Genomic DNA, 2,583 nt, shown 5'->3' with positions numbered 1-2,583 from the left:
CCCATCCAGCACAGGCCAATGGTGAACGACAGGCTGGTCAGGCTGCTCCACAGCCACAGGGTGCTGAGAAAACCCAGGCCCGGAATCGCGCCATACAGCAGCACATTACGGCCCCCACGCAGCTTCTGGTCGACCAGGTAGTGCTTGACCACCGCCAGGTTCACCGCCGAGAAAGCGAACAGCGCGCCAAAGCTGATCATGTTGGCGACGGTGTCCAGGGTAATCACCAACGCGATCAGCGACAGCAGGCTGACCAGCAGGATAGCCGTGGCCGGCACGCGCTTTTTAGTCGCCAGCTGGCCGAACACCCGAGGCAGCGCTCCGTCGCGGCCCATGGCGAACAGCACCCGCGACACGCTGGCCTGCGAGACCATGGCCGAGGCAAAGCAACCGGCCACGTAGGTGGCGGTGAAGGCGGTAACCAGCAGTTCGCCACCCACTCGGCGCATCACGTCCACCGAGGCCGAGTCCGGGTCGGCGAAGCTGCCCCAGTCGGGGAACACCATCTGCGCGCAGTACGACACCACCAGGAACAGCAAGCCGCCAATCAGCGACACGGCGAGGATCGCCACGGGAATACGGTAGGTCGGGTTGCTGGTTTCCTCGGCCATGGTCGACACCGCATCGAAGCCCAGGAACGACAGGCACAGCACGGCAGCGCCGGTCATGATCAACGGCACGCTGAAACCGTCGTGATGGAAAGGCGCCAGCAGCGACACCGGCTCCGCCTGTCCGCTGAGGTTGTGGATGGACAAGGCGACGAACACGATGATGAACACCAGTTGCACCACCACCAGGATCCAGTTGACCCGGGTGATCGACTCGATGCCGATCAGGTTCAGCAAGGTGACCAGCGCAATCGAGCCCGCCACCCACACCCACGCGTGGATGGACGGGAAGTACTCCGACATGTAGATGCCGATCAGCAGGTAGCTGAGCAGCGGCAGGAAGATGTAGTCGAGCAGCAGTGTCCAGCCGGCAATAAAGCCGATATGGCTGCCGAAGGCCTTGCGCGTGTAGGTGTAGACCGAGCCGGAGTAGGGGTGGGCCTGGACCATGCGGCCGTAGCTGTAGGCGGTCAGCAGCATGGCGGCGAGGGTCAGCAGGTAGGCGGTGGGCAAGTGCCCTTTGGTCATCTGGGTGACCAGCCCGTAGGTGGTGAACACTGCCAGGGGCACCATGTAGGCGAGGCCGAACAGGACTAGGGCGGTCATGCCCATGGACTTGCGCAAGCGCCCGGTGCTGGCGGCGGGTAGTGACGGGGCATGCGGGGCGGCGGTATGGGCTGTACTTGTTGTTGTATGCATGGCTAGCTCCTGGAAAGGGATGCAGCACACCGCAGTACGCGAGCTGGCTCGCTACCGGTGGGTGTAGTGCAAGGAGGTCGAGCGGGTGGCTCGCAGCGCTGGGGCGGTTTGATGCTCCCACACCCCGCAGGCACCCGGAATCACCCTTTGGGGTGAGCTGTGTGAAGCCCCAGGCAGCAGCGCAGCTGCTCACCCCAAAGGGTGATTTCGGTGTTCGCGGCGCCATGGGAGTATCTGGCCAACAACGCACCGCACTGGCGGCGGTGCCTTACTTGATACGGCAGGCCCAAAGTGACTGATCAATTGCTTTCGCAACCGTGGTTCGAGCACCTGGCCAAGGTCACCGAGGCCATCGGCCGGCCGGGCTTTGCCGCCACCCTGTTTGCGGCGCTTGGCGTGATCCGGCCTATCCAGGCCACCACGGTATACCTGTACCCGCAGGCTGGCATGCCCAGCGCGCTGTTCGAGCAGGACGACAAGGCGCCCTGGCAACCCGAAGGCAATGTCAGCCGCTACCTGTCCGGCTTCTACCTGCTCGACCCGTTCTACGGTGCCTGCGTGGAGCAGGTCGAATCGGGCTGCTACGGCCTGTTCGACATAGCGCCCGACCATTTCGAGGTCAGTGAGTACTACCAGTCGTTCTACCGCCACTCGCACCTGGAGGATGAGCTCAACTACATCCTGCAGGTGGCGCCAGGGCACAGCCTGGCGGTGTCGCTGGCGTTCACCGACAAGCTCGACGGGCACAGCCGCGAATTGTTCGGGCGCATCACGCCCTGGGTGCTGGCGGTGCTCGGCAAGCACTTTGCCGGGCTCGACAGCCGTGCCGGGCGATTCGAGAACATCCTCGAGCAACGCATCCACGCGGCCCTGAACAACTTTGGCAGCTCGCTGCTGACCGAACGTGAATGCCGTATCGCCCAGCTGATCCTGCGTGGCCACTCCACCAGGTCGCTGGCCGAGCGCCTGGGGGTGTCGGAAGACACCATCAAGTCGCACCGCAAGAACGTCTACGCCAAGCTCGACATCGGTACCCAGTCCGAGCTGTTTTCCCTGTTCATCGACGCGCTGGCCAATGCCCAGGGCGTGCTGGGCAGGGACCCGCTGGAAAGCTACATGGGCAAGCTGCGCTGAGCGCCAGCTGCCCTGCAACCCCACCGCAAAGGAAAACCAACAATGAATGCGCCTTTCGCCCCGCAACGCCAGACCCGTGACTACCAGGCAGCCGATGCCGCGCACCACATCCATGCCTTCCTCGACCAGAAGGCGCTGAACG

General features: G+C 63.9%; 3 protein-coding genes. 2 read left to right on the top strand and 1 reads right to left on the bottom strand.

Annotated elements, in window-relative coordinates; all coding sequences use genetic code 11:
- Window positions 1-1,307 (bottom strand): APC family permease (locus HP546_RS29075; RefSeq protein ID WP_172232974.1); only part of this gene is annotated, 1,307 nt, incomplete at its 3' end.
- 291 nt (window positions 1,308-1,598) lie between these two features.
- On the opposite strand from HP546_RS29075, the gene HP546_RS29070 reads away from it, so the two are divergent.
- Together HP546_RS29070 and HP546_RS31585 are read left to right on the top strand one after the other, a co-directional pair.
- Complete coding sequence (locus tag HP546_RS29070; protein ID WP_172232971.1) at window positions 1,599-2,441, top strand: helix-turn-helix transcriptional regulator; 843 nt, start codon at window positions 1,599-1,601, stop codon at window positions 2,439-2,441.
- Window positions 2,442-2,483: 42 nt separating this feature from the next.
- The coding region (locus HP546_RS31585; RefSeq protein ID WP_256678566.1) for a hypothetical protein at window positions 2,484-2,583 on the top strand (100 nt) is incomplete at its 3' end.

It is taken from the genome of Pseudomonas sp. CM25, from assembly GCF_013179705.1.
GTDB lineage: Bacteria > Pseudomonadota > Gammaproteobacteria > Pseudomonadales > Pseudomonadaceae > Aquipseudomonas.
The sequence above is the reverse complement of the archived record's forward strand: the minus strand, read 5'-3'. Positions and strand labels throughout refer to the sequence as shown.